Source organism: Veronia nyctiphanis (assembly GCF_004116385.1).
Classification (GTDB): Bacteria; Pseudomonadota; Gammaproteobacteria; order Enterobacterales; family Vibrionaceae; genus Veronia; species Veronia nyctiphanis.
On sequence record NZ_PEIB01000010.1, the window covers coordinates 66,892 to 92,689 of the forward strand.

At 48.3% G+C, this 25,798-nt stretch carries 16 protein-coding genes and 5 pseudogenes; 9 read left to right on the forward strand and 12 right to left on the reverse strand.

Annotated features, from left to right (window positions below; all coding sequences use genetic code 11):
- Positions 1-22: 22 nt before the first annotated feature.
- Positions 23-653 (reverse strand): annotated as a pseudogene (locus CS022_RS10035) (flavin prenyltransferase UbiX).
- Positions 650-2,019: pseudogene (gene mpl, locus CS022_RS10040) on the reverse strand (UDP-N-acetylmuramate:L-alanyl-gamma-D-glutamyl-meso-diaminopimelate ligase). The pseudogenes CS022_RS10035 and mpl overlap by 4 nt, the downstream one beginning before the upstream one ends.
- A 238-nt stretch (positions 2,020-2,257) precedes the next feature.
- Here mpl and fbp point away from each other — a divergent pair.
- Positions 2,258-3,274: a class 1 fructose-bisphosphatase gene (fbp, locus tag CS022_RS10045; protein WP_129122165.1), complete on the forward strand. Its 1,017-nt coding sequence runs from the start codon at positions 2,258-2,260 to the stop codon at positions 3,272-3,274.
- Between the two features lie 131 nt (positions 3,275-3,405).
- Positions 3,406-3,933 (forward strand): inorganic diphosphatase, encoded by a 528-nt coding sequence (ppa, locus tag CS022_RS10050; protein WP_129122166.1) that lies wholly within the window; start codon positions 3,406-3,408, stop codon positions 3,931-3,933.
- 28 nt (positions 3,934-3,961) lie between these two features.
- On the opposite strand, the pseudogene tamB reads toward ppa, so the two are convergent.
- The 3 genes and pseudogenes from tamB to tamA form a co-directional block, all read right to left on the reverse strand.
- A pseudogene (gene tamB, locus CS022_RS10060) lies at positions 3,962-7,056 on the reverse strand (autotransporter assembly complex protein TamB).
- Positions 7,032-7,682 carry a hypothetical protein gene (locus CS022_RS10065; protein ID WP_129122169.1) on the reverse strand — a complete coding sequence of 217 codons (651 nt, stop codon included), beginning with the start codon at positions 7,680-7,682 and terminating at the stop codon, positions 7,032-7,034. The pseudogene tamB and the gene CS022_RS10065 overlap by 25 nt, the downstream one beginning before the upstream one ends.
- A complete protein-coding gene (gene tamA / locus CS022_RS10070) occupies positions 7,679-9,409 on the reverse strand; it encodes an autotransporter assembly complex protein TamA (protein WP_235869386.1) in 1,731 nt (576 codons plus the stop codon). Before tamA ends, CS022_RS10065 begins: the two co-directional genes overlap by 4 nt.
- A 154-nt stretch (positions 9,410-9,563) precedes the next feature.
- Here tamA and msrA point away from each other — a divergent pair, with 154 nt between their 5' ends.
- Positions 9,564-10,202 carry a peptide-methionine (S)-S-oxide reductase MsrA gene (gene msrA, locus CS022_RS10075; RefSeq protein ID WP_129122170.1) on the forward strand — a complete coding sequence of 213 codons (639 nt, stop codon included), beginning with the start codon at positions 9,564-9,566 and terminating at the stop codon, positions 10,200-10,202.
- A gap of 122 nt (positions 10,203-10,324) precedes the next feature.
- Here msrA and CS022_RS10080 read toward each other — a convergent pair whose 3' ends face one another.
- The 6 genes and pseudogenes from CS022_RS10080 to cysG all read right to left on the reverse strand — a co-directional run bounded on the left by CS022_RS10080 (position 10,325) and on the right by cysG (position 17,388).
- Positions 10,325-10,528 (reverse strand): DUF1107 domain-containing protein, encoded by a 204-nt coding sequence (locus CS022_RS10080; RefSeq protein ID WP_129122171.1) that lies wholly within the window; start codon positions 10,526-10,528, stop codon positions 10,325-10,327.
- 701 nt (positions 10,529-11,229) lie between these two features.
- Positions 11,230-11,850 carry an adenylyl-sulfate kinase gene (cysC, locus tag CS022_RS10085; RefSeq protein ID WP_129122172.1) on the reverse strand — a complete coding sequence of 207 codons (621 nt, stop codon included), beginning with the start codon at positions 11,848-11,850 and terminating at the stop codon, positions 11,230-11,232.
- Positions 11,851-11,868: 18 nt separating this feature from the next.
- Positions 11,869-13,596, reverse strand: coding sequence for an SLC13 family permease (locus CS022_RS10090; RefSeq protein ID WP_129122173.1), 1,728 nt, complete (start codon positions 13,594-13,596; stop codon positions 11,869-11,871).
- Positions 13,597-13,600: 4 nt separating this feature from the next.
- Positions 13,601-15,034 carry a sulfate adenylyltransferase subunit CysN gene (cysN, locus tag CS022_RS10095; RefSeq protein ID WP_129122174.1) on the reverse strand — a complete coding sequence of 478 codons (1,434 nt, stop codon included), beginning with the start codon at positions 15,032-15,034 and terminating at the stop codon, positions 13,601-13,603.
- A 10-nt stretch (positions 15,035-15,044) separates the two neighbouring features.
- A pseudogene (cysD, locus tag CS022_RS10100) lies at positions 15,045-15,952 on the reverse strand (sulfate adenylyltransferase subunit CysD).
- Positions 15,953-15,967: 15 nt separating this feature from the next.
- Positions 15,968-17,388, reverse strand: a pseudogene (cysG, locus tag CS022_RS27680) (siroheme synthase CysG).
- Positions 17,389-17,706: 318 nt separating this feature from the next.
- Between cysG and CS022_RS10110 the strand changes: the two are divergent.
- Together CS022_RS10110 and CS022_RS10115 are read left to right on the forward strand one after the other, a co-directional pair.
- The gene (locus tag CS022_RS10110; protein ID WP_129122175.1) at positions 17,707-19,653 is read left to right on the forward strand and encodes a bifunctional 2',3'-cyclic-nucleotide 2'-phosphodiesterase/3'-nucleotidase; all 1,947 of its coding nucleotides are present in this window, start codon (positions 17,707-17,709) and stop codon (positions 19,651-19,653) included.
- Between the two features lie 222 nt (positions 19,654-19,875).
- Positions 19,876-20,328, forward strand: a complete 453-nt coding sequence (locus tag CS022_RS10115) for a GNAT family N-acetyltransferase (protein ID WP_129122223.1) — start codon at positions 19,876-19,878, stop codon at positions 20,326-20,328.
- A gap of 24 nt (positions 20,329-20,352) precedes the next feature.
- Here the strand turns inward: CS022_RS10115 and CS022_RS10120 are convergent, their stop codons facing one another.
- Positions 20,353-21,045, reverse strand: a complete 693-nt coding sequence (locus tag CS022_RS10120; RefSeq protein ID WP_129122176.1) for a LysM-like peptidoglycan-binding domain-containing protein — start codon at positions 21,043-21,045, stop codon at positions 20,353-20,355.
- A 93-nt stretch (positions 21,046-21,138) separates the two neighbouring features.
- Between CS022_RS10120 and CS022_RS10125 the strand changes: the two genes are divergently transcribed.
- From CS022_RS10125 to CS022_RS10140, 4 genes are all read left to right on the forward strand, one after another.
- Positions 21,139-21,759 (forward strand): FKBP-type peptidyl-prolyl cis-trans isomerase, encoded by a 621-nt coding sequence (locus CS022_RS10125; RefSeq protein WP_129122177.1) that lies wholly within the window; start codon positions 21,139-21,141, stop codon positions 21,757-21,759.
- 422 nt (positions 21,760-22,181) lie between these two features.
- Positions 22,182-22,799 (forward strand): peroxiredoxin, encoded by a 618-nt coding sequence (locus tag CS022_RS10130; RefSeq protein WP_129122178.1) that lies wholly within the window; start codon positions 22,182-22,184, stop codon positions 22,797-22,799.
- A gap of 156 nt (positions 22,800-22,955) precedes the next feature.
- Positions 22,956-23,453 carry a thiol peroxidase gene (gene tpx, locus CS022_RS10135; RefSeq protein ID WP_129122179.1) on the forward strand — a complete coding sequence of 166 codons (498 nt, stop codon included), beginning with the start codon at positions 22,956-22,958 and terminating at the stop codon, positions 23,451-23,453.
- A 263-nt stretch (positions 23,454-23,716) separates the two neighbouring features.
- Positions 23,717-25,765, forward strand: a complete 2,049-nt coding sequence (locus tag CS022_RS10140) for a hypothetical protein (RefSeq protein WP_129122180.1) — start codon at positions 23,717-23,719, stop codon at positions 25,763-25,765.
- Positions 25,766-25,798: the final 33 nt, after the last annotated feature.

The window sequence follows — 25,798 nt, forward strand, 5'->3', positions numbered from 1 at the left end:
TTTTCTATGCCAGATGGCAAGTTTACGTGCGTTGGTCGTAGCCCCACCTAGGCACCATCACCTGCTCGATTCCAAGATGGTCAAGAATTCTCGCCACCATGAAATCAATCAAATCCTCTATAGATTCTGGCTGATGATAGAAGCCGGGGGCTGCAGGCATAATGGTGACACCCATTTTTGACAGCTTCAGCATGTTCTCTAAGTGCAGCGTTGAGAAGGGCGTTTCCCGAACTACCAATAAAAGTTGGCCGCGCTCTTTAAGCACCACATCCGCTGCTCTCTCAGCAAGATTATCCGACATGCATGGGCGATCGCGCCAACGACCCTGCCGAGCAGGGACATACAACCATTTGTTTGGGCGCGGCTGAGCCAGAAGCAACAGGTGAAAACCAATCTTCTTTGCCGCAGACCACGAGCTTGTCGGTATCGCATTGAAGGTGTTCCGCCAGTACTTTTGCGGCTGCATCTGGGCCAGAGGGGAGCTTTAAGCCATGCTCGGTCGCCAAAACGACGCGTGCTGCTGATGAGATTGACAGGTAGACCTGATAATCAGCAGCCAACAAACATTCCAGCAATCTTATGCCGTAAGGTGCACCAGAAGCTCCACTCCAGCACAGTGTGATACGTTTTTTTTCAATCGTTTTATCTGTCATTCTCTTTGTCTTTCAGGGCGTTCAAGTGCAGCCTTTAATTTGGGGTGAATACCGCCAAAGCCGCCATTGCTCATTACCAGTATAACGTCACCGTCACAGGCGCTATCGCTGATGGCTGTCACCATCTCAGATAAGTCAGTGTGTGCATGGGCAGATGATTTACAGGATGCAGTAATATCAGTCACCGACCACGACATATCTGAGGGCTGGAAAACATGGATTTCATCAGCGGCATCCAGAGAAGGTGCAATGTCGTCCTTATGTACGCCAAGACGCATGGTGTTGGATCTTGGCTCAAGCACCGCGGTTATCTTTCTTTTCCCTACTTTCGCTCGCAAGCCTTCGAGCGTGAGTTTGATTGCCGTGGGGTGGTGAGCGAAGTCATCATACACAGTGACACCGCTGAAATCGCCTTTGTGTTCTAATCGACGCTTAGTGTTGATAAATTTTCCGAGTGATTCACAGGCTAAATCAGGCGTGACGCCCACATGACGAGCGGCAGCAATTGTCATCAGGGCGTTGTGAACATTGTGGTCCCCCACCAAATTCCAGCGCACCTCACCCACTTTCTCGCCATCAAATTCCACCATAAAGTAGCTACCGTCATTTTCAATCTTGTGCGCTTTCCAAAGTCCTTGGTCGCCCGCATATTCAACCTCACTCCAGCAACCCATTGCCAGTGTGTCCGCTAATGCTGTGTCATTACTGGGCACTACAATTCGTCCAATACCGGGTACGGTTCTTACCAGATGATGAAACTGACGCTGAATAGCCGCCAGATCTTCAAATATATCGGCGTGATCAAATTCGAGGTTGTTCAGTATCAATGTTTTGGGATGATAGTGAACAAACTTAGAGCGTTTATCGAAAAAGGCACTGTCGTATTCATCGGCTTCAACGACAAAGAAAATACTCTCTCCCAGCCTGGCTGAAACGCCAAAATTACCCGGGACACCACCAATCAAAAACCGGGGTCATAACCGCAATCTTCCAGCACCCATGCGAGCATACTCGCGGTAGTTGTTTTGCCATGGGTACCGGCAACCGCCAGCACCCACCGATCCTTCAGCAAAATATCGTGTAACCATTGTGGGCCTGAGGTGTAGTTAAGATTCTTATCAAGCACATATTCCACGCAGGCATTGCCACGGCTCATTGCATTACCGATCACCACCAGATCCGGTGCGGGATCCAACTGAGCAGGATCATAACCTTCTGTAATCTCGATCCCTTGCTCTTCAAGCAATGTGCTCATGGGCGGATACACATTGGCATCACAGCCCGTTACTTTGTGTCCAAGCTGACGAGCCAGAATCGCTGCGCCGCCCATAAAGGTGCCGCAAATTCCCAGGATATGTATATGCATAGGCTAATGTTCACCTTGTTATTATTTGAATCCAATCACAGCGCGACACTAAATGATCACAGTTATTTGTCACACCCACTTACTTCAATACGCGTAAAAAGTTGTTCACGATACAATCAAAACTGTAACAGACATCTCGGATGGAAAACCGGGTATTGGGACAGGTTATTTAACAATGATATCGAGCCTGAACCCTTATTTTAACTAAGATTTTGATATCGCACCAAAGGAAGAAGTAATGCCAGATATGAAAACCTTGGGAGAGTTCATTGTAGAAAAGCAGCATGAATTTCCCCATGCCAGTGGAGAATTAAGTTCTCTGCTTTCATCTATCCGCTTAGCGGCAAAAATTGTTAACCGCGAAATTAATAAAGCGGGACTGGTAGATATAACCGGAAGTGTGGGCTCTGAAAACGTTCAGGGTGAACAACAGCAAAAGCTCGATGTCTATGCCAACGAGAAGTTCAAATCTGCACTGGAAGCACGCGATCAGGTGTGCGGTGTCGCCAGTGAAGAAGAAGACGAAATGGTGGTGTTCAACAAAGAACTTAACCGCAATGCGAAATACGTGGTATTGATGGATCCTCTCGATGGATCGTCTAATATCGACGTCAACGTATCTGTGGGTACCATCTTCTCGATTTACCGTCGTGTATCACCTGTTGGCGGCCCGTGTACCGAAGAGGACTTCCTTCAGCCGGGTAACCAGCAAGTCGCAGCTGGATATGTCGTTTATGGCTCCTCCACCATGCTTGTTTACACCACAGGTAATGGCGTTCATGGTTTCACCTATGACCCGTCAATTGGTGTTTTCTGCTTGTCGCATGAAAACATGACTATTCCTGAGAAGGGAAAAATCTACTCTATCAACGAAGGTAACTACTTCAACTTCCCTCTGGGTGTGAAAAAGTTCATCAAGTTCTGTCAGGAAAATGTACCAAGCGAAGGCAGACCCTATACCTCGCGTTATATCGGCTCGCTGGTATCGGACTTTCACCGTAACTTGTTAAAGGGTGGCATGTACTTATATCCGAGTACTGCGGCCTACCCCAACGGTAAATTACGTCTCTTATACGAGTGTAATCCGATGGCGTTCATCATTGAGCAAGCTGGCGGTAAAGCCTCTGACGGCACTAGCCGTATCATGGATATCAAACCTCGTGAGCTACACGAGCGTGTACCTTTCTTTGTCGGCTCGACAGATATGGTGGATAAAGTTGAAGCACTGATAAGCGAAAACCCTGATCAAGACTGATAACCGCCAACTCACAGCAAAAAGCAGGAGACGACTCCTGCTTTTTTTATCTTCAATTTTTGCATTACACTCTTTAAGTGGTGATTTAACTCGGTAGAAACGTCACCTGAACTTTGAGTCTGGAGGGGAAAATGAGCCTGAATGATGTTCCGGCAGGAAAACACGTGCCTGATGATATTTACGTGATTATTGAAATTCCCGCCAATGCTGATCCCATCAAATATGAAGTAGACAAAGAATCTGGCGCGGTTTTCGTTGATCGTTTCATGTCAGCACCGATGTTCTACCCCTGCAATTACGGCTATATCAACCACACGCTCTCTTTGGACGGTGACCCTGTCGATGTGCTGGTCCCAACACCTTATCCACTCTCTCCGGGGACTGTTATTCGCTGCCGCCCCGTGGCAGTCCTCAAAATGACAGACGAGTCGGGGGAAGACGCAAAAATTGTCGCCGTCCCGCACACAAAGCTCACCAAAGAGTATGAACATATTCAGGATGTTGAAGACTTACCTTCGTTGCTAACAGCGCAAATCAATCATTTTTTCGAGCACTATAAACAGCTTGAAGAGGGGAAATGGGTCAAGATCGACGGCTGGGAAAACGCCGAGTCAGCCATGCGCGAGATTGAAACCTCATTCGAACGGGCAAAATGCTGAACGTTTGCCCGCCCTGAAAACCTAATAGCTATTTAATATTGAACTGATAAATCAAATCGACGGTCTTGTTGATGCCTGACATTGCCTCAAGATACAGGTCTTTCATCACCCGATATCTAATGGTCAGTTCATCATCACCCAGTCCATATTTCACCTGAAGGCCGGGCAGCACATAGCCAGAAACTTCAAAGTCTTCTGACTCGCCGTTGCTTTTGGTGTCGACGGTCAGGTTCTCAATACCGAATGCCTCTCCTATCTGACCAATGGCTTTCCCCCCCTGCGCCAACGCCAGTCCAATCAGAATTGAGCTCATTGAGCCTTGAGATTCAGCATCAAGCGCGCGGCCCCGGGTAAGATAAGAGATGGCGTTCGCATGAGATTTGACAGGATCGGAGAAAACAGTAACCTGAGCTCATCAGCCGGACCATCAAGCCTTATTCCTGCTGTCACGCCATCTTCGATGGTATCCGGGTTTCGAATCGCCTCCACTTGAAGATACGGCTGATCTGGCACACCATTAAATCGGATCACTCCTTTGCGGATCACCAGATCCTGGCCAAAAGAACGGAACGTCCCATCTTTTAGATCCACCGCGCCGACAACAGCCACACCACGGTCGCTGTTGGCTACTTTTAACAATCCGGTTAGATTCGATTTAAGGCCAAAAGCATCGACCGTCACATCGTCTCCCAGTGTCACCTCGATATTTGCATCCAGTGAGGTGGTGAATGGCTTCTCTTTTGGTATCGGTTGTAAGTTATCGTCCAGCATCACCGTATCATTCGACAGCGTGACTGCAGAGTCAGGCAAGCTTTCGACAACAATGCGAGCCCATGGGATGTCAACCTTACCTTTGGCAGTTATCACATCCTGATTTGCATTAAGGCTAAGAACAGGCGTTGCACGTAGCTGCACCATGGGCGGCACGCTGATATCTAATGTATCGGCAGTAAGATCGACGGCGCCAGACCATTTAGCTGGGACTTTCCAATCCGCCTTCCCATCGATGTTGATGTTGCCCTCAGGGGTAAGGATTTTACCGTCCAAAGAGGCGCTGTCTCCTGACAGTGCCAACGTCAAATCGCCGGAACGCACTTCAATAGGCATATCCGAACTGGAGAGTTTCAAGCTCGACAGATGCACAACCCCGGTTAATTGGGGCTTTTCCAGGTTACCGCCAATTGTAATGTCCGAATTAATGCTCCCCTTGAATTCAGCGTCATCACCAATTAAGGGGGCGAAAGGGTGAAGAGAAATAGCTGCTGTTTTCAAAAATCCTGATACCGCTTTTTGCTTCTTTGCCAGATCTGTGAACGTAAGTTCGCTTCTAATGGTACCGTTGTCGGTTAAATCGATAGAGGACTCCGTTTTCAAACCTGTATTGTCGAGCTTCGCCACCAAGTTGATGCTGTCCCACCCCACTTTTAATGGCTTTGCCTGTTGTTTGGTGAAGCTTCCCGGAGGTAGAGAGAAATTAGCATCAAGGAACGTCTCTTTGCCCCATTTCACATTGGCAAACCCGTTTACCACCCCGTCAAGCGAGAGTTCTGAAGGCAAGAAAGTATTAACCTGACGAAGTGGGAACGCCGTTGCGGTTAGTTTGGCGTGCCCCTCGTTCGTCAACCCAACACGTTCAACCAGACAAACGCGGCTATCTGCCTGCTGCCAGCAGTGCTGAGAGAGGTCAATCCTTTTGGCAACTTTGTCATAATCAATATCGAATGCCTCTGACAAAGTCCAGTTACCGAAAGGGGTATGAATCAATCCCTGTGAAAACGTTGCCTGCCAGCCCTTTTCACGTTCAAAAGCACCTTTTATCGAGAACCGACCACCAAATGGTTCGCCTTTAATCGTTAGCACTGCACTGTGGCTGGCTTCATTGCCATTAAGCCGAAATGCAACCTCATCAACGTTCAGCTCACCTTGTTTCAACCGTCCGGTATTGACAACAAGATTAGCGGATAGCTGCTCATCTAATTTCGCTTTGCCTTTAAGCGAGAGTGATGCCAAGGTGATATCCTGCCAACCCAGCTTGCCCGCGCCGATATCGAGAACGACTTCTGGATGTGCGAAGCTGCCTGTGAGCTTTGCTGTTCCAATCACATTCCCCTTAGCATCTGGAATTGACGCGGAAAGATCGGAAGCATTCAGCGCAAGTTCAAGATCCCACTTTTCATCTAACACGCCATTCAACGCAACCTTGTTTGGCCCATGACTGACAATCAGGTTATCGCTTATTGCTCTTAGCTGACCTCGCGCCGTGCGATCTTCAAGGGTCAAAGAGCCCTCGACAAAAAAGGGTAATTGTCTGAGTTCGCCATTTACCGCAAGGCGAGGAAAGTTAACAAACCAACCACCTTGTTTCGTGACACCACCATCATGCACCACATCACCGGACAGCCGCCCTTCGGCTTCTTGCCAAAATTCCCCCGGGTAAATGTTGTCGAGATTCAGCGCAGCCTGCCAACGCACTTCATTGCCCCACTCTAGCCCAGCTTTTCCTGTTCCCCGACCTCTCAAAGTATCAATCGTCAGGTCTGTCAGCGCCAGATGGGAGAGAGAGCCTTCGGCCTTTGTATCAATCGTCATGGGTGGATAAAACTGGCTTTTCGTCTTTCCTTTGAGGGAAAACGTGTAACCTTGCAAATTGCCGCTGCCCGTTAGCTGAGTATCGGAAACTTGGTAGTCTGGCTTATCACTTAACGGCCAGTTCAGCTTGGTTGCATTGAGCGAGACATCGAACGATAAACCCGGATCGAGGGCATCAATCTTGCCTTTAAAATCTGCTTGCGCAGCGCCGCTGATTGTAGCTGAAATGGCAAGAGCATCCAGTGCGCCATCTAATCGGGAGCGAAGCGTTATTCCCTTGAATGGCGGCTGATTCACATTCGCCAGCACATCGAGTCTAAGAGGGTAAGTACCATCTAGACGCACAGAGCCAGACAACTTTGCATTCCCTTCTTTGGCATCGAGATTCACTGTTTCAATATCAATACGACTGCCTGCCAGCTTGGCTTTTACCATTAACGAATCAATGGTTTGCTTTTGCGGCAGGGCTATTTCTATCCCTTTCGCTTCAAACTGCCTGATGTCGATATCTACAGGAAGGGTGACGGCGGGCAATACGATTCGCTCCGGTGTTGCTGACTTGGAAGCAGCTTTTTGAGTCTTTGAGGGGGAAGGCGAAGCTTAGGCTGTTCAGGCAAAGCCACTGAAATGCCGGACAGCATCGTCGGCTCAATGATCAGAAGACTCTCGGAAAAGGTCGCTGCTGAGCGAAATTGCTGCCAATAAACGCGGTTACCATCAATCTCCAGGGTAATATTATTCAGTTCGAGTTTCTTGAGAGAAACGGGGAAAGGAAGGCTGATTCTATCGCTATTGTTTCCAGAGGGGTTCTCTTCTGCGGCGCCTGACTCTGCAATGCCTGCTGTTTTTACGATGAGAGTAAGATCGTTAGCAGAAAGGTTATCAACACAGAGTTCAGAGTGCCGCAAACACTTGGGTGAAAGCGTCAGGTTTAACTCATCCGCATTGAGCGCAATACCTTGCGCAGTATAGCGAACACCGCTCAGCGTAAAGCCGCTCAGTAATGCTCCTTCACTGTGGTCAACGTTGAACTCCGGGACAAAACGTTCTGCCGTCCAGAGTAAGGCATTTAAACCATATGGGCTGACCAGCCCCATAAGCAATATAGCCAACAAAAGAACAAGCAGAAGTAAAGCAGCAAAAAGCGTACGACGGATCACAACTGAGGCCCTACACTGAAGTGGACACGAAATTTATCGTCATCGCCTTCCTCACGATCAAAGCCGTGGGCAATATCGAAACGCACAGGCCCAACAGGTGACCCCCAACGGATCCCAAGCCCCGCTGATTTTTTCCAGTCGAGGTTTTCGTTCCATGCATCTCCGCCATCAGTGAAAACTGCCAACCACCAGTCTCCGGTTAAACGGTATTGGTATTCCACTGAACCCGTTGCAAAGTATTGACCGCCTGTCAGCTCACCATTTTTTCTCGGTGAGATACTTCGGTAGCCATAACCACGAATGCTGCTGTCACCCCCGGCATAAAAACGGAGCGATGTGGGTACCTCATCAAAAGCATCGGTTGTTAGACCACCACCGTCAATGCGGGCTAGACCGCGATGGTTATCAGCCAATGTCCTTATCCACGCGGTTCTGCCCGTTACACGTAACAAGTTAATGTCTGATTGAATGAATTTGTCTGAGAATTCGACTTCCAACTTTTGGCGATCGCCCCAGTAAGGCATCGCACCGCCTCGAGACCGAAGTCGATTAAACTCAACACCCGGTAAATAGAGGTTCGTTACCTTCTCTTCTCCATCAGCTTTGAATTCCTCATAAAGCCAACGAAATGAGAATGCCATTTGCCAGTCTTCATCAAAGTTCAAGTGACGGCTCGCTTTTAGGGAGACTGTTCGGCTGTTGGTATCGTCTTGCTGAAGACGCACAAACTCAGATGACAGCTCAAAATACTCCCGAGTAACATCAGTCAAAGGAACCTTGTAGGCGGTGAACAAAGACTGTCGTGGCTTTGACAAAGAAATGTCGTTCCGCAAACTGTGGCCACGGGAGTTATACCAAGGTTTATTCCAGTTAATTTTGATTCTTGGTCCAGAGTCTGTCGAGTAACCGATACCCGTCTCAAACTGATTTCGAACATTCGGCTCGAGCGTGACATCTACGGGGACTGTCGCATCATGGGCACCTTTGTAATCCGCTTCTACCAGAACAGAGGCATACCAACCTGTGTCTGCCAGCAACTGATTAAATTTACCTAACTCGGTCACCAAATACGGGTCACCTGGTTCAAAGGGCTCGATACTTTTCACCCGATCTATTTGGATTTGTTGTTTGGAGTACTTGATTTCCCCAAATCGATAGCGTGCGCCACTGGCAAAGTGCAGACGGATAAATGCGAGGTTTCGGGAGGGTGATATTTCCAACTTGGCAACAGGAAAAGAGGCATCAAAATAACCGCGTTTCAGAGCGAGGTTTTTCAATGATGATTTCAGGTCGTCATACACTTTGTGATTGAGGGTCTGACCCGGTTTCGGTTTTTCCGCCAACACATCACTGAATGCTTCATCATTCAGAGCATCACCTATAACCGTGATATCTACTTTATCAAGGATAACAGGCTCTCCCGGTTCAACCGTCACCATAAAGATGAGATCAGTGTCAGATTCTGTTTCTGGCACAACCTGAATCTTGGCGTGATAATACCCCAGCGCCTCAAGCGCCTTAGTAGCCTCACCACGTACTCGCTTTTCGAAAGATACCGACTTGTATCGTTGGGCTTCAGGAATAGCGGAGAGGTAAAGCTCGATGTTCTTCTCCAGTTCATCGTTATCGATGACGATATTGAAACTGGTGTCAGCCTGAGATGAAAAAGTGAACAGAGAGAGGCATAACAACATCCATCGACGCAATGGTTTCGTAATTATTTGCAACGCGTTGAACATCCTGTTGTTTGGTTCGCGGCTGTTAAAATGATCACCACGAATCCTGTTTGGTGTTATCAATGAAATAACCTAGCGTATCATCAGGTCAGAACTCTGGAATTCGCTGGTTATTACGACCGATTTTCTTGCAAGGAGTTGCATCATGTTTAATAAAAAACAGCAACCAGTTACTCTGGAAACTGCACTGCCGGACAGGCAGAACGAAATTATTCCCTCAGAGCCACACGCCGTCAATGGATCCCGTCTTAATAAAGAGACCCCTGAGGGGCAACAACAAATCCTTGTTGCGATGGGCTGCTTTTGGGGCGCAGAACGGTTGTTTTGGAAAATCGACGGTGTGACCAACACCTCTGTCGGCTACAGCGGCGGTTTTACGACTCACCCTACTTACGACGATGTATGTAGCGCCAAAACCGGTCATGCTGAGGTCGTTCAGGTAGTGTACGACCCCAAAATCGTAGACTTACAGCAACTATTAGCTACCTTTTGGGAAAGTCACGATCCGACACAGGGAATGCGTCAAGGAAATGATGTCGGTACTCAGTATCGCAGCGGTATCTATTGGTTCGATGAAGAGCAAAGAGATGCGGTGAAAGCCAGTAAAGACGCCTTTCAAGCTGCTCTTAAAGCCGCTGGTAAGCATGAAGAGATCACCACAGAAATCCGTCCGGCAGGTGCTTACTATTTCGCAGAAACATTCCACCAACAATATCTGCATAAGAACCCAAATGGGTATTGCGGACTTGGTGGCACCGGCGTGTGCCTACCGCCGAATTTATAAGTTGCGTGTCCACATTACCAAACTTTCAGGCTGTGGTACTCGACATCTGAAAGTTTTGTTTTTAACGATCAAAAATGCCCGCGTTGCGGGCATTCCTTTTTTCAAAATTCGTTTTTACTTGGTCAGCATATCGCCATCGACTTTATCTGATTATTGACTTCCGTCATCACAGCCAGCGATCGTTTGCTTTTTCTTGTTGGCGGTAACAAGCGACCTTCATCATATTCAAACGCACCGACACCCTGAATGTAAATCCTGCCTCGGAAAAAACCCTTAACATGTCTAGCAACTTGTAAGGGGCGGTATTTCTGAAAGATTCTAAGCATGCAGCCTCTCCTTCCATGACAATCAATAATATGACCTGCAATCAGGTCAAAAATTCCCGGCTCACCCGAAAAATGACGAAGAATAAGTGTGAGTGATGCCGTATTTACCCGCTATTTTTGTATGTTTTATCAAACTGTTGTTACAACACTAGTCGATTCTAACAAAAAAATCTGTGACATGCTTTCAAGCTTCTCTAGGAGCAGGTGAGGTTTACATTTACTGACTAAACGCGGAGGGTTGATAGCATTAAGGGCATGCTAAAACGATGATGGCAAGGTGTTTCTAAAGAGCAAAAATGCAGGGCGAATGGAAACGAGCATATAACCTTGGTCAGGATTAAATGCTGAAAAAAAACGTGAAGTTGATGAACCGAACAATCATGAAGCAGGCGCTCAGGTTCAACCAATAAACTGCGAAAGGTATAAAAGTGTTGCGATATAGCAGGCAACCAAAACAACATTAATTGAGTTTGCTTTAAATCTTCTCATTACGTCATCTTCCCTCCATGAGCTGACTTAGGAAAATGTTAACAAAACATTACTTTTCTTACAACAAATGAAACAGCTTTTGCATACGTAAGTGACTAAAAGTCAGGTACAAAGATTCTTGACTGGCAGGGTTTGACAAGAAAAAACTGCCGACGTTAACAACTATCGGCAGTTTTACATGTAAGAAAAGATTAACAAAAAAGCAACAAAGGTTAGCGAATAACCCCAGCTCGGCGCAGTTGAGCCAGACAGCGATTCACCTGATCACCCACTGAACCCTCATCCGTTTTGAGATGAATTTCAGGGTTTTCAGGCGCTTCATACGCAGAGCTAATACCCGTAAAGGCCTTTATCTCTCCTGCTCGCGCTTTTTTGTATAGGCCTTTAGGGTCTCGGGCCTCACAGACTTCCAGCGGCGTATCGACATACACCTCCAGAAACTCCCCCTCCGGCAAAAGGTCACGCACTAACTGGCGCTCTTCACGGAAAGGAGAAATGAAGGCAGACAGGACAATCAGACCTGCATCGGTCATCAGTTTCGCCACTTCACCAACACGGCGAATATTTTCACGTCTGTCGTGGTCGGAGAATCCCAGATCACGGCAAAGGCCATGTCTGACATTATCGCCGTCGAGCAAATAGGTATGATAGCCAAGACGGGCCAGCTCATGCTCAAGTGCACCTGCTACCGTAGACTTACCTGAGCCAGACAACCCGGTGAACCAAAGCAATGCAGGACGCTGCTGTTTTTGTTCAGCGCGGAATGTCTTATCAACAGCGTGTTGATGCCAGATGACATTCTCATCCTTTTCAATATTATCGACAGCAGTCATTTCATTATCCTTAAAAAATCAGAAAGGGAAGAACACAGGGATCAACGCCAACACCAGCACCGAATAGACCACGGAAAGCGGTAAACCGATACGAATGTAGTCGGTGAAGTGGTAGTTCCCGACGCTGTAAACCAGCAAATTAGTTTGATAGCCATACGGTGAGATGAAGCTGGCACTGGCACCGAACAACACCGCCATAATGAAAGGCATAGGGTCAACGCCGTAGCTGAGTGCAAGGCTATAGCCAATCGGAAATGCCAGCGCTGCGGCCGCATTGTTGGTGACCAACTCGGTCAGTATCAATGTCAGCAAATAGGTGGCCACCAGCGCGCCATAGACACCCCAGCCGTTAAAGAGCAGCATGAATATCTGCCCCATCTGCTCAGACAGCCCGCTTTGAAGCATCATCTGAGACAGGCTAAGCGCCGAGCCGACAATCACCACGATATCGATGGGAAAACGGCGCTGTAAATCAGATAGCGTGATCACACCTGTCATTAGCAGCACCATCAGGTAGGCGGCCAGACCGTTTAGCAAGGGGACAACGTCTGTCAGGGCTGCGCCTATCGCTAATGCAAAGCCGGACAATACCCAGCGACTTTTGTGGCTTCCGAGCCGGGTGCTGGAATCAAGGCCATTCACCAGTACAAACTCGCGGTTGAGCCTCTCCTGCTTACGCTGGAAGTCTTTACCCGGCACCAATACCAAGGTATCGCCTGCCATCAAAGTGATGTTACCTAAGCCGCCTTCGAGCTTTTCATGGCCCCGACGGATGGCAACAACGACCGCATCAAAATTTTCACGAAACGCCGCCTGCTTGAGTGTGGTACCCCGAATCGACGCACTGTGGCTGACAACCACTTCTAACAAGTTCTGGCCATTAATGTGGTGCTGACCAAAAAGCGACAACCCAGGCATATCTTGAAGGGTGGCGACACTTTCCACATCACCAGCAAACTGTAATTTGTCACCGGCCTCAAGGACAGTATCCGGACACACAGGCGCAATGACCTTACCATCACGGATGATCTCTGCGAGATAAAGACGGCGAAGTGCACGTAAACCATTGTCTGACACCGAACGCCCTGCCAGTGGCGAACCCGGCTCAATCAGTGCCTCAAGCACGTAAGGCAAGGTGTCATCGTCTTTGTCATCGTTATCCGGCAACAGATAACACAGGGGGATCAGAATCAACATCCCGCCAGCCAAGACCGCCAGTCCTATCATTGAAGGAGCAAAGAAATCGAGGGCAGGCAGACCCGCACTTTCAACAAAGCTATTAATGATGAGGTTTGTCGATGTGCCGATAAGCGTCAGTGTTCCACCAAGAATGGCGGCATAAGAAAGCGGCATCAGCAGCCGTGACGGGGCATGACGGCGATTGCGTTTTACCGCGCCAATCAACGACGCCACAACCGCAGTATTATTGGTGAAGGAGCTCAGGAATGCCGTCGACAAGCCAAGCTTGGCAACCACTGTACCCAAGCGCCCTCCTGCAAGCTGATCACCGACCCAGCTAACCAGCCGGGTCTTTTCCAGTGCTGCTGATGAAAGAACCAACAACACCAACGTGAGCAGAGATTTATTGGTGAAATTCGCTGCCATGTCTTCCAAAGCCACCTGTCCAGTCTGGAAGGCGGCAAAGGCAACAACAGCAAATAAGATAGCAGGTTTGATTTTGGTAAATAACAACCCTGATATCACGCCCAACAACAGGCAAAGAATAATAACCTGCTCCAGGCTCATCGGTTTACCCCAACAGCTTGCTGATATCCCGCGCGTTCCAATGCGGGAAATGCTTACGGACCAGCGCGTTCAGTTCAACCTCAAAGGCGGAGTACTGACCTGCTGACACCTGCGACTCACTTGCTTCCAGCAGAGAGTGGATCATGCCTGCACCTACGGTGACATTAGTCAGACGGTCAATCAGAATGAAACCGCCAGTGTCTTGGCTTTGTGCATATTCATCAAGCGCAACGCTCTCTGTCAGCTCAAGTTCACACAAACCAATGCCGTTCAATGGCAGGACGTCAGTTTCAAACTTGTTCAGGTTATTGATATCAACCTGATGATGAACCTTGCTGACAGAACCGATGGTTTTCTTGCCAGCCACTTTAATGTCGTATTGTTTGCCCGGCTCAAGCGGACTCTCCGCCATCCAGACAATGTCTGCCAACAGATGGTCAGTCACAGACTGCTCGTGTGAGACAGGAACAATCAAGTCACCACGGCTAATGTCGATTTCGTCTTTCAGCGTAAGCGTGACTGCGAGGCCTTCGTGAGCAAGGTCAAGATCGCCATCAAAGGTCACAATACGGTCGACAGTTGAGGTTTTACCAGAAGGCAAGACTTTCACTTCATCGCCCGGGCGAATTTCGCCAGATGCGACCGTGCCTGAGAAACCACGGAAGTCGAGGTTTGGACGGTTTACATACTGCACAGGTAAACGGAATGGCGCTTGCGAGCTTGCTTTGCTCAGGTCCGCGTCTTCCAGCAGGTTCAACAGTGTCTCACCTTCGTACCATGGCGTGTGCGCACTGCGTTCAACCACGTTGTCACCTTCTAGTGCCGACAGAGGTACCAGAGTGATGTTGATGTCTTTGTTGAGCTTCTCAGCAAAGGTCAGGTATTCATCTCGGATGTCTTCAAACTTCTGCTGATCAAAACCGACCAAGTCCATCTTGTTAACCGCAACCACAAAGTGGCGGATACCCAGGAGGCTCGCGATATATGAGTGGCGACGCGTCTGGTCCAGTACACCTTTACGGGCGTCAATCAGAATCACTGCCAGATCACAGGTCGACGCACCGGTTGCCATGTTACGGGTGTATTGCTCATGTCCCGGCGTATCGGCAATGATGAATTTACGCTTCTTGGTCGAGAAATAACGGTATGCGACATCAATGGTGATACCTTGCTCGCGCTCAGCTTGCAGGCCATCAACCAGCAGTGCCAGATCGGGTTTCTCACCCGTTGTACCTACTTTCTGGCTGTCAGCGTGGATAGCAGCCAGTTGGTCTTCATAAATTTGGTGTGAATCATGGAGCAAACGGCCAATCAGAGTACTCTTGCCGTCATCCACTGAACCACAGGTCAGGAAACGCAGCAGGGATTTGTTCTGATGCTGATCGAGATAGGCCTCAATACCAAGTTCGGCCACTTGTTGTTCAATTACGCTGTTCATCATCAATCCCTTAGAAATAACCCTGACGTTTTTTAAGTTCCATCGATCCTGACTGATCGTGGTCAATGGCGCGTCCCTGACGCTCACTGGAGGTAGCCACCAGCATTTCCTCAATGATCGAAGGCAGGGTGTCTGCTTTCGACTCAACGGCACCGGTCAGTGGGTAACAACCCAGCGTACGGAAACGGACACTGCGCTCTTCGATAGTTTCACCTTCTCTGAGCTCCATACGGTCATCATCGACCATGATCAGCATGCCATCGCGGTCAACAACCGGGCGTGGCTTGGCCAAATACAATGGAACAATGTCGATGCCTTCGAGATAGATGTATTGCCAGATATCGAGCTCAGTCCAGTTCGACAGAGGGAAAACACGGATACTCTCGCCCTTGTTTACCTGACCGTTATAGGTGTGCCACAACTCAGGACGCTGATTTTTTGGGTCCCAGCGGTGGTTTTTGTCACGGAAGCTGTAAACACGCTCTTTCGCGCGGCTTTTCTCTTCATCACGACGTGCACCGCCGAATGCTGCATCAAAACCGTATTTGTCCAACGCCTGCTTCAGGCCTTGTGTTTTCATGATGTCAGTGTGCTTCGATGAGCCGTGAACAAATGGGCTACAACCCATTGCCAGCCCTTCCGGGTTCTTGTGAACCAGCAGTTCGAATCCATATTTTTCCGCTGTTTTGTCGCGGAATTCGATCATTTCGCGGAATTTCCAGTCGGTATCGACGTGCAGCAGTGGAAACGGAATTTTGCCCGGGTAGAAGGCTTTGCGCGCCAGATGCAGCATCACGGAAGAATCTTTTCCGATTGAGTACATCATTACCGGGTTATCAAATTCAGCGGCCACTTCACGAATGATATGGATGCTTTCAGCTCAAGTTGTTTGAGGTGAGTCAGGGTCTTGGCTTCCATTTTTAGAGAGTTTCCTTATTCCAGATTTACCACTGCTTGAGTTTCTGTCGCACTTTCAGCAGCGAAAGAGAATTGCTTGTACCAGTTGAGGGAGTCAGCCAGTTGAACGACCTCACCAACAACGATGAGTGCCGGGGAGCTCGCCTGCTCGGCAATCAGCTCCAACTCACCCACTGTGCCTCTGAGCACTCTCTGCTCAGCACGGGTGCCGTTTTCAATAATGGCGACGGGGGTGTCTGCCGCGCGGCCATGCGATATGAGCTGGTCGCGGATATGGGCGCTTTTCATCAGCCCCATGAAAATCACCAGTGTCTGGTTGCCTCTCGCGAGGGTGCTCCAGTCGAGGGAATCTTTTTCTTTCTTCAGGTGCCCGGTAATGAACATCACGCTCTGAGCATGATCGCGGTGAGTCAGAGGGATGCCCGCATAAGCAGTAGCACCAGCGGCTGATGTAATGCCTGGCACGACCTGAAACGGAATACCCGCCTCGGCAACAACCTGCAGCTCTTCACCACCTCGACCAAACATAAACGAATCGCCGCCTTTGAGGCGCACCACGCGCTTACCACGGCTGGCGTGTTTAACCAATAGGGCATTGGTTTCTTCCTGCGGGACGCTGTGGAAACCTGCGCGTTTACCGACACAAATCATTTCCGCATCGCGGCGGCACAGCTCCAGCACGTCGTCTGAGACAGATAGTCATAAAGGATGACGTCTGCCTGCTGCATTAATTGCAGACCACGCAGTGTCAACAAACCCGGGTCGCCCGGGCCTGCACCGACCAACGCAACCTCACCACGCATAGAAACACCCGAAGTCAGGCTCTCCAGTTCTTGCTTAGCATCGTCTTCACGGCCTGCAGCAACCAGTGAGGAAAAACGGCCATCAAACGCCAATTCCCAGAACTTTCTGCGTCCGGTCAGGGTGGTCACTTTTTCTTTCAGCTTGTCACGGAATTCACCGGCAAGAGCAGCCATACGGCCTGTATGCGCGGGGACAAGCGACTCGAGCTTTTCGCGCAGTAAACGAGCCAATACTGGCGCTTTTCCTGCCGAAGAAATGGCGATGATGATCGGGCTACGATCAACAATTGAGGGGACAATGAAACTGCACTTTGGTGTGTCATCAACCACATTAACCAAGAGCTTCTTTTCTTCTGCCGCTCTTGAGACTAAGGCATTGACCATAGGTTTGTCGGTCGCCGCGATAGCCAGAAAGACACCATCGAGGCATTCAGGGGAAAAAGGCTGCTCGAGCCAGGTTAATTCACCTCTCTCAACGGCCTCTTCAATTTCCTTGTCCACTTCTGGTGCAACAAGGGTCACTGCTGCACCTGTTTTAAGCAGCATTCGGGTTTTTCGCCATGCAACTTCACCACCGCCTACAACGAGACAGCGACGACCACGCAAGTTCGCAAAAATCGGCAAGTACTCCATCATCTTCACCCTGTTAACTCCATTGCCAGTCACTATAGAGACAGTCCGATATTGCTGGAAATTCTAAATATTCATTTTTTATAACCAGTTGTATGGGACTGCTTGATTTACGACATAAAGCTGCAATCAGCGTGCCTGAAATAATGGGGAGGATAGACGTGTAATGCGCGTATTTGCTGTATTAGCGGCAACAAAAACGGTTACGCAAACGATTAAATCATGAGATCAAAGTCACAATGCAAATATCAATAATTAATATGAAATTCATTTTCATGATACACAAGCCGCAAATTTTCATCCCCCACTGGAGTCTCAACCATGTTTTCTCTTCGTCCCCTCTCTGTTGCTGTTTTGGGCGGTATCGTTGCTATGAGTCAAACGGCCATCGCCGATACGATTGAACTTCGTGTCATCGAAACCACAGATATCCATACCAATGTGATGGATTACGACTACTACAAAGACAAACCAAGCGAGAAAATTGGTCTGGTGCGAGCGGCAACGCTGGTAAAAAGCGCACGGAATGAAGTCGCTAACAGCCTGTTGGTCGACAACGGCGATTTGCTACAGGGAAGCCCGATGGGTGATTACATGGCAGCAAAAGGCATCAAGGACGGTGAGATTCATCCTGTATATAAAGCGATGAACCAGTTGAATTATGAAGTGGGTAATATCGGTAATCACGAATTCAACTACGGTATCGAGTTTCTAAGAAACAGTTTGTCTGGCGCAGGTTTCCCTTATATCAACGCCAACGTGTTTGATGCAAAAACCGGTGAGCACTATTTCACCCCATACATCATCAAAAGCCACAGCATGACGGATACCGACGGCCACAAACACACGGTTAAAGTGGGCTACATTGGCTTCGTACCGCCACAAATCATGGTATGGGATAAGAAAAACCTCGAAGGCAAAGTGATTGCCAAAGACATTCTGAAAACGGCAGAAAAACTGGTGCCGGAAATGAAAGCCAAGGGTGCGGATGTGATTGTCGCAATCCCGCACTCTGGCCTCTCTCGCGCACCCTATAAAGTGATGGCAGAAAACTCTGTTTACTACCTCTCTGAGGTAGAAGGCATTGATGCTATCGCTTTCGGCCACTCACATGCTGTTTTCCCGGGCAAAGGGTTTGACTACATTCCGGGTGTCGACAATAAAAAAGGCACCATCAATGGCGTTGCGGCTGTTATGCCAGGTCGCTGGGGCAGCCATGTCGGTATCATGGATTTGACCTTGAATAACGACAGCGGTAAGTGGCAGGTTGTCGACGGCAACACCCATGCCCGTCCAATCTTCGATGGTAAATCAATGGCCAAACCGGACGAAGGTATTCGCTCCGCACTTGAAGACGACCATAAAAACACCCGTGATTTCGTCAACTCTAAAATTGGCCAGTCTAGCGATGAGATGTACAGTTTCCTGGCGCTGGTGCAGGACGACCCAACAGTTCAGATTGTGAACCTCGCGCAGAAAGATTACGTTGAGCGTTTTATTCAAGGTGACCCTGACCTAGAAGGTCTGCCAGTGCTGTCAGCTGCAGCCCCTTTCAAAGCGGGCGGTCGTAAAAACGACCCGGCGAACTTTACCGAAGTCGAAGCGGGTGAAATGACATTCCGCAATGCAGCAGACCTGTACCTGTATCCAAATATCTTGGTCGCACTGAAAGTAACAGGTAAAGAGGTGAAAGAATGGTTGGAGTGCACGGCGGGTCAGTTTAACCAGATTGATCCAAACCAAACTGGCGTTCAGTCACTGATTAACTGGGATGGTTTCCGCACTTACAACTTCGATATCATCGACGGCGTCAACTATCAGGTTGATGTGACTCAACCTGCCCGCTATGACGGCGAATGTCAGATGATCAATAAAGATTCTCAGCGTATTAAAGTCCTGAACTTCAACGGTAAGCCTATTGACCCGTCGCAAACCTTCTTGGTCGCAACCAACAACTACCGCGCATATCTGGGTAAATTCCCTGGCACAGGTAAAGACTTCATCGCGTTTGCCGCACCGGACGAAAACCGCACTGTGCTTGCTGATTACATCAGCCGTATCAGTCGTGAAAAAGGCCAAATCGTACCGAAAGCCGATAACAACTGGTCTTTCTCACCGATTAAGTCTCACAAAGAGCTGAACATCATGTTTGAAACCTCGCCAAGTAAAAAAGCGACTGACTTTATCAAGCAAAACGGTCAATACCCAATGAGAAAAATGGGAGAAGATGACACAGGGTTTGCTCAGTACCGCATTGACCTGCAGTAACTGAACACTGCATCGTTTACCTCCAAACCACGGCATTGCCGTGGTTTTTTTCTTATTTCTCGCTGAAAACTCATCACGCCTGCTATCACTGTAAATATTGCCGGAAAAAACAGCATTCAATGACCTTGTTTTAAAACCGGTAAATCCAGACAGCCCAAGACGCACCCTAGAATAGAAACGCGCTAGAATAGAAGCCCAAGAAATAAGGACGGACGAATTATGATGCAGTGGATCCCGCTTACCTTCTCCCAACTCTCTACCCGACAGCTCTACGATATTCTGCGCTTACGCAGTGAGGTGTTTGTTGTCGAGCAAGAGTGTGCTTATCAGGATCTGGACGGCCATGACATGCACGCCAACACCCTGCATCTGCTTGGCTATCGGGACGATAAGCTGACCGCCTATGCCAGAATACTGGATGAAGGCGTCACCTATCCTGAAGTGGCTATCGGCCGAGTGGTAACCGCACATACCGAACGGGGCAATGGCGCAGGGCATGAATTGATTGCGCAGGCACTGCTTGAGATCAAAGAGAAGTGGCCAAATCAATCGGTGATGATGGGCGCGCAATCTCACCTTGTCGACTTCTACGGCAAACATGGATTTAAGGTCAGCTCAGAAGAATATATGGAGGATGGGATCCCCCATATCGATATGACACGAAAGCCAGCTTGAGTGTTGGCGTCTAACAAAAAGCGTCTAGAGTCGACGGAAACTGCCGTCGGCCTGGCGTTTGAACGTCACCGAGTCGCCGGACAAGGCAACAACTTTCATTTGTACCACCCTGCCCTGATCATCGCTTTGCATTCTGAGTTCCTGTCCGGGTTTAATCTGGCTCAGTGGCTCGCCTTTACCTTGCACTTTTATCATCGCGTAAAGGTCAGGCAATGAAAGATCATAACGGCGAAAAATATTGCTGAGCGTATCGCCATCTTTAATTGCATGAGCGATAGCACCTGATGCCTTTACAGGGCGGTTAGGTTTTTCAGCGACTGGCCCTTTATTAGACTGAACATCGGTATTTTTCGCTACTGATTTTGTTCGTGTTTCGTCAGTCTCATTCGACGACAAGTTGCCGATAGGCACCGACTTTCGCTCACCTGATGACGCACTTTCCGTCACATGCTCAGCCGATGGCATAACCTCGTCATTACCCCAAGGCAAAAACAGCAAAAGCAATAGCACTGCTGAGGCAGTCATCAATCCAATTCGATGGGGCATCGGCAAACGTTGCCAAAACAGCAATCCTTGCTCTTTCCAAACGGGCATCTTAGTTTTCAGCGTCGACAACGATTCAGTGAGCAAAGCGCGGAACTCTGACAAATTTTTTGTCTGTTTGCGTTTTGCTTTCTTCTTGCCAGAAATACGCTCTCCTGCGGTTATTCGGCTCATACAATTCCCATTGATTATATGCTTTAGTGTATGCGTAAAGTGTCTCACCTGTTATCCTTCCATACTTTGATGACCTAAACAAAGAGAGACAACATGTCTGAAGTAAAACTGGAGACCGTAGAACAAAAAGCAAGCTACGGCATTGGTCTGCAAATGGGCCAACAACTGGCTGGCAGCGGTCTGGAAGGCCTGCAAGTTGACGCAATCGCTAAAGGTATCGCCACCTCTCTGGCTGGCAACATGCCAGAACTGGAAGTGGACGAAATCAACGATGCACTGCGTGAACTGCACACTAAAGCTGAAGCAGACCGTCAGGAAGCGGCAAAAGAAGCAGCAGCAGAAGGCGAAGCTTTCCTGGCTGAAAACGCGAAGCGCGATGCAGTCACCGTTACTGAATCAGGCCTGCAGTACGAAGTACTGGTCGCTGGTGAAGGTGAAGTACCGAGCAGCGACAAGCAAGTACGTGTTCATTATCACGGTGAGCTGACTGACGGCACTGTTTTCGACAGCTCTGTATCTCGTGGCGAACCTGCTGAATTCCCAGTGACTGGCGTTATCGCTGGTTGGGTTGAAGCGCTGCAAATGATGCCTGTTGGCTCTAAGTGGAAACTGTTCATCCCTCAGGATCTGGCATACGGTGAGCGTGGCGCTGGCGCTGCAATTCCTCCGTTTGCTGCTCTGGTATTCGAAGTGGAACTGCTGGATATCCTGTAATTCATTCCGAACGCCAAAAAGCCAGTCGAATATCGGCTGGCTTTTTTATGCCTGACTCATTATTTATTCTCAGGTTAACCGTACCTTTCTCTGACAAGCGTTGAGCAACAAACGTCTGGCTTCACTCAAACCTTCACCGTACTCTCTTCAAAATATCTCCGGCTTTACCCCCCTAATCAGAGCAACGTTCGCCGCTTAGTTGCATTAACATAACGAGCAAAAAACACCGAGTAGCAAAAGTATTGTCATTTGAATTAGGTGTAAAAGTTGGCGACGAATGAGCCAGTATTTAACGTTTTATACACCAACATTTATCACCCCATTACGCATTGTTTGATCTTGATTTTGTTTTTCGTATGTCTCCGATTTGCTAATTCCATTACCGTTGACGCAAATCAAAAACATCATCAGGAAACTGAGTAATGAACAAGAAACATCTTTTAGCATTCGCCATTGCGGCCATCGTGTCTGGTTGTGCAAGCAACCCACACTTCGCGACCACAGAACAGTCTTCAGGTCTGGGTAAAGGTCAGGTTGTTACACTGGAAGACAACCCGTTTAACCTGTCTGGTAGTGCACTGAACGTCGGTGACGACATGCCTTCTGCACTGCTGAAAGACCAAGCGTTTGGCGATCATGATACTGCTAAAAACAGCGAACACGTTCGTATCTACAGCATCATGCCATCTATCGACACACCAGTTTGTGACCAACAAGCGCACGAACTCAGTGAGTTCGTTGAAACACACCCTGAGCCGAACATCGACTTCTATGCCGTGAGTGCGGATACCCCATTTGCGCAGGCGAACTTCAAGAAAGACGCAAAAATCACCGACAAAGTGACTTTCCTGTCTGACGCACGCAGCCATGACTTTGGTGCTTCAACCGGCACTCAAATCGACGCACTGGGCCTGCTGACCCGAACCATTATCGTGGTAGGTAAAGACAGCAAAGTCCTGCACATCCAACGTGTACCAGAACTGACAACTGTTCCAGATCTGGTAAAGGCTGTCGAAATCGCTCAAAAAGCGGCGAGCTAATTTTACTTTCGTCATATTCTTGCAGTGCTCAGTAAGCAATTTACTCAGCTCAAAGAGCAAATTGCATATCGCTCACAGAGCAAACATTTAGTCAACAATATGGCGCGCACAGAAAACTTTCATTCGTTTGATATTTAATTAATAGAGGTTAATACCATGTCTCAAGTCACTTTCCAGGGTAACCCTGTTTCTGTTTCTGGCACCTTCCCAGCTGCGGGCCAGCAAGCACCTGAATTCACGTTATGTGCTGCAGATCTGACTGATCTGACGTCAGAAAACCTGAAAGGTAAAAAAGTTGTACTGAATATTTTCCCAAGTGTCGACACGCCTGTCTGTGCAGCAAGTGTTAAAGCGTTCAACGAGAAAGCAGCATCTAAAGAGAACACCGTTATTCTGTGCATCTCTGCTGACCTGCCTTTCGCCACTGGCCGTTTCTGCGCAGCAGAAGGTATTGAAGGTGTGCAAATGGCGTCTTTCTTCCGCAACACTGAATTTGCTGAGGCTTACGGTGTAAACCTGAACGAAGGCGCACTGAAAGGCCTGGCGACCCGCGCTGTGGTTTGCCTGAACGAAGAAGGTCTGGTTGTTCACGCTGAGCGTGTTGCTGAGATCACTGAAGAGCCAAACTACGACGAAGCGCTAGCAGCACTGTAATTGAGTTAGCTTTTCACTTCAGCATGAAACCGGGAGCCTCGCTTCCGGTTTTTTATGTCTAACCCTCTGATGTTTATTCCTCTCCACTTTCTGATCGAAAATTAATCAAAAAATCGCTTTACCAAAAAGAAACGGTGTTTTATATTCTCGCCCCTGATTAATTGATCGGTGAATTATTAATCAGAGAAAAGGACTCGTTGTTATCTAGGGACTGCAGAAAACGAAACATGTCTATCCCTTTTTCGGAAACTAGGTAACGTTCAATGAAAACAAAATTATTTACTTTAATAGGTCTAAGCCTTCTCAGTGCGTGCGGTGGCGGAGGCGGTGGTAGTCAGTCAGCCCCACCTGAATTGAGAAGCCATTCTGATACACCTGAAGTCTTTAATGTGTCTGTTTCACCACGCATGGCAGAAGCGTTGCCCGGCACAACGCTCGAAGGTAGGTATACGTTTTTCTCGTCCAGCTATCCAGCCTCATTAGATGGTTCATCTTTTCACTGGGAAACCAGCGATCACACCACAATCTCTCATGATAAAACTTATACCGTGAGTGACGATGACGCGCTTGTCGGTGACTCAATAAGGTTCTGTGTGACGCCGACCAATCGCGGCGATCGAAAGCAGGGTGCTGAGGTATGTAGCGATGCTGTTCAAATCCTTGAACAACCAGAGCAAAAACCCGTTCAAATACTCATTACAGATCTGACAAGTGAGTCAAAGCTGTTCGCTTACAGCAAGTACGACAATTTACCCGTTGATGGCGTGAAATATATTTGGCGTGCAGCAGAGACAAATGCATTTCCCGTTGATAGCCAGTATTTCAAATACCAAAGTGATGACGAAGGGCACTCAGTGGAAGCCTGTGTTGTCGAGAAAGACACCAGCAAGCTTTTAGGGTGTTCCCTACCCTATACCGTACAACCTATTAAAGGTTCAGCACCGACAGTAAACGTTGAAGACTTTGATAATATTGTTAAATCTGGTCGAACCGTAACATTAAAATACACATTCAATGATGAGGATGGCGATAAAGAGGATAGGTCAAAATCACTTTATACTTGGTATGTGGGTGAACAAAAGCAGTCAAATCACGGCCAGACATTTACACCAGATAAAAGTATGGCGTTCAGCACACTGAAAGGGTGCGTTACGCCATATTCTAAAACAGGTACTCCAAAAGCAGGCGAAGAGACCTGCAACCAAAAAGCATTGATTTACAGCAGCGATCCGTCAGCCCCAGAAGCGAGTGAGCTCCATATTTCAGGGTTGAAATTTGAGGGTCAAAAAGTCACGGGCAGCTATAAGTACTTCGATAAGAACCATGACCCGGAGTCAAATTCAGAGTATGAGTGGCGGATCCACCGAGGTACTGACACTGACGATTACCAAGTCGTAAGCCGTGATCTTTCTTATACTCTGCAGCTAGGGGATGAGGGCAGAGGAAATACCATTGAGTTTTGTGTCACCCCGCATGATACAACCGCTCTGGGCAGTCAGGGCAATCAAACCTGTATTCAGGAAGACATTGCATGGTTTGAAGGTAAAGGGCGTTTCGATGAGACGGGAAAAGTAGTGCCTATCCTGAAAGGTTATCCATCATTTAACTCATCACATTGGGAATCAGTAGATGGAGAGACGACATGGTTTATTGGCACAAATAAACCAGAAGCATTCGATGGAACCAATCCATTCTCTGCCTCGTTTCGTGGCCTTCCCGTTAAGTTCTGCGTGAGTATGTCAAAAAATGGCAGCGATACATCAGGCATTTTTTACGACAATATCTGTCGAGAAATGAAAACCTATCCAGGAAACAAAGATCTGACGTTTAACGACCAGTCTTTAACCGGTGAGCTAGCGCGTGTCTTTGATGCTAATGACGCTACTCGTATCGCGTTTCCCTACAAGGTGAATGACAAAGTGACTGAGGGTGGTAAGACCAAAACCTTCTATTGGCCAATCACTTGGGAACAATTGGAGACGCTTCCTGGCCGTGACTGGCAAGCTGCCGGTGAAAAGTACCGTCATGGTTTAGTTGATTACGTCAAAATGGCACCGAATGAGGCAAGAAACTTCTGTTCGAGTTTTTATCCCGGTGGCACTATCCCGATGATGCGAAACGTGGGTGACTGGGTACCAAATAGGCCGAACTTTTTTGACGACCAAGACCTAGAAGTCCTGAAGTGGGGGCAAGATGGCAAGATTTATTCAAAAGGTGATTATATCGACGGAACGGTATTTGACGAGAAGCTCGCTGACCTGAATAAAAAGTATCTGTTTTCCTGTGTTTCACCATCAGCAGACATAAATTAGACAGAAAAAACGGTGCCAATTGGCACCGTTTTT